Raw genomic sequence first — 2,793 nt, 5'->3', positions numbered from 1 at the left:
ACCCGTTACCTGATTCACCACACCCTGAATCGGCGCCAACGGGTTCGCGCCGCCACCGATGCCGCCCGGTGCGCCCGTTGCCGTGCCGAGCGCATTGCTCAGCGTCCCCGTCGCCGTGTTCAGCGCTCCCGTCAACGCACCAGCCGGGTTGCCCCCACCGAGCGCACCCGTCACCTGATTCACCACGCCCTGCACCGCCCCGAGCGGCTGCACCGTGCCGCCGCTACCACCGAGTGCGCCGGTCACCGCCCCCACGGCGCCCGACAGCACTTGCCCCGGCTCGCCGAGCGATGTCTGGATCGCGCCCGACCCTCCCGCCGTCACGGTGACCGAGCCCAGCGGCGACGTGCCCGTCGCGACCAGTCCGACCGACACGCTGTTCGTCGGCGGATTGACGATCACCTGCGGGATCGGGAGCGAGTCGAGCGCCCCCGCCATCGCGGAACCCGAAGCCAGCACCCCGAACACCGTCGCGACCGACAGCGCCACACCCGTCAATTTAAAATTCTGTCCCATCGTTATTTTCCCCATCTCGGTTGGCACTACGTTGATAAAGCATGGGGACGGACTGCACGAAGCGTGCCAATTCCAAAAACGGGATTGATTCGTCTGCCTAATGATCGGCAATAACGCTTTTTAATCGATTTCTGGCGAAATTCCTGAATTGCGGAGCCCGAATCGTCTGATGAAAAAGGCCGCCGGAACGCGGATGTAACGTAACGTTTGCGAGCCCCGTAGTAACGTGTTCCGGTACATTCCGCGTAACGTCGAAACACGCGAGCACGATGAGACCCCATACCGCCATAGCGGACTGCCCATTACGCATTTCAGAAATATGAAAATGCATTGATAAATCGCGAATTTTCTGATTTTATTTTATCGCGCGATTTTCTTTCTTATCGATTACGCAGATCATTTACGATTGCGTGGATTTCGATAGTCCTGATAGCAGAATGAAAAACTGTGAAGCAAGCGCATTGCCGCCGGCGCGTGCCGGCGGCTGAAACCGCATCTGCGCGCCGCAGGGTCAGCCGAAGCGGGCAGGCCGGTACGGATGAGGATCGATATAGGTCGGCGCGCCCGTCATCATTTCGGCGAGCAGGCGGCCGGTCACGGGCCCCAGCGTGAGCCCGTGATGGCAATGGCCGAACGCGAACCACAGATGACGGTGCCGCGACGCCGGCCCGATCACCGGGCGCATGTCGGGCGTGCACGGCCGCATCCCGAGCCACGGCTCCGGGTCGAGCCGCTCGCCGATGCCGAACGCGTCACGCGCCAGCGGTTCGGCGCGCGCGAGCTGCACGCCGGTCGGCGGCGCGTCGGGCAGCGCGATCTCGACGCCCGTCGTGAGCCGCAGGCGGCCGCCCTCCATCGGCGCGACGACGAAGCCTGCCTCGGTATCGCACACGGGCACGTTCAGCGGCGTGCGCGTCGGCCGGTAGTGCATGTGATAGCCGCGCTTCGCGCGCAGCGGAATCCGGTAGCCGAGCGGCGCGAACACCTGATCGGACCACGGGCCCAGCGCGACCACGGCCGAGCGCGCCGAGATCGGCCCGTGCTCGGTCCGGACCTGCCAGCCGTCGTCGACCTGCACGAGCGTCGTCGCGTCGCCGCGCACGAACGTGCCGCCGTCGCGCTCGAACAGCCGCGCATAGGCCTTGGTCAGCCCGCCCGGGCTCGACACGGTCTTCGGGTCCTGCCAGTGGAACGCGCCGCAGAACGCGTCGCCGATACCGGGCTCGCGCGCACGCAGCGCATGCGCGTCGAGCACGGTCATCCGCAGCCCGTGCGCGGCGGCCACCCGCTGCTGCGCGCGCGCTTCCGCATCGAACAGCGCGGGCGAACGGAACGCCTCGATCCAGCCGCCGTCGTGCACGAGCGGCTGCGCGTCGGTGCGCGCGAGCAGCGCATCGTGCTCGACGACGCTCGCCGCGACGAGCGGCAGCAGGTCGCGCGCGGCGGCCGCGAGCCGCCGCGGCGACGATTCGCGCCAGAAGCGCGCGAGCCAGCCCGCATACGCGGGCAGCGCGCGGTAGTCCCAATAAAGATCGACCGAGCGGTTGCGCGCATAGCGCAGCAACGTGCCGAGCCGGCGCGGAAACGCATACGGCACGACCGACGAGCGCTCGATCAACCCGGCATTGCCGTGGCTGGTTTCCTCGCCGGGCGCGCGCCGGTCGACGAGCGCGACGCGCAGCCCGCGATCCTGCAGATGCAGCGCCGACGACACGCCGACGATGCCGGCCCCCAGAACGATGACGTCGAAATCCATGCTTCCCCGCCCTGTGTCGAGATGGATGCGCGGTGCGCCGGCCCCGCGGCCGGCACGCGACGGCGCTTACTTCGCGATGATGTCGCGCTTGAAATACTTCTGCGACAGCGCGCTCAGCGTGCCGTCCTTCTTCAGCGCGTCGAGCGCGCCGACGATCTTCGCCTGCAGCGCCTTGTCGTTCTTGCGTAGCCCGAAGCCGGTGCCTTCGCCGAGCGTCGCCGGATCCTTCAGCGGCTCGCCGACGATCTGGTAGTCGCGGCCGGCCGGCTTGTCGAGGAATCCGTCCTGCGCGGTCTGCGCTTCCTGCACGGCCGCGTCGAGACGCCCCGCGACGAGATCGGCGTAGATCTGGTCCTGATCCTGGTACGACACCACGGCCACGCCCGCATTGGCCCAGTGCGCCTTCAGGAAATCCTCCTGCGACGAACCCTGCAGCACGCCGACGTGCTTGCCGCGCAGGCTCGCGACGTCGGGTTTCAGCGGCGAGCCGCGCTTCGCGACCATCACGATCGGCACCACGT

2 protein-coding genes and 1 pseudogene are annotated in these 2,793 nt (G+C 67.4%); all 3 read right to left on the bottom strand.

The features are described 5' to 3' along the window. Positions 1-516: pseudogene (locus JMF90_RS32120) on the bottom strand (hypothetical protein); the annotation flags it as partial. Positions 517-1,027: 511 nt separating this feature from the next. Beyond that, positions 1,028-2,272, bottom strand: coding sequence for an FAD-binding oxidoreductase (locus JMF90_RS32115; RefSeq protein WP_201316758.1), 1,245 nt, complete (start codon positions 2,270-2,272; stop codon positions 1,028-1,030). A gap of 66 nt (positions 2,273-2,338) precedes the next feature. Continuing rightward, positions 2,339-2,793, bottom strand: a 455-nt coding sequence (locus JMF90_RS32110; protein ID WP_201325938.1) for a transporter substrate-binding domain-containing protein, incomplete at its 5' end; no start/stop codon positions are given.

It is taken from the genome of Burkholderia sp. E168m23, from assembly GCF_016586125.1.
GTDB classification, from domain to species: Bacteria; Pseudomonadota; Gammaproteobacteria; order Burkholderiales; family Burkholderiaceae; genus Burkholderia; species Burkholderia orbicola.
The sequence above is the reverse complement of the archived record's forward strand: the minus strand, read 5'-3'. Positions and strand labels throughout refer to the sequence as shown.

Excerpts from the sequence above, each read along its gene's own strand:
- JMF90_RS32115 (WP_201316758.1), bottom strand. The coding sequence starts at position 2,272 with ATGGATTTCGACGTCATCGTTCTGGGGGCCGGCATCGTCGGCGTGTCG.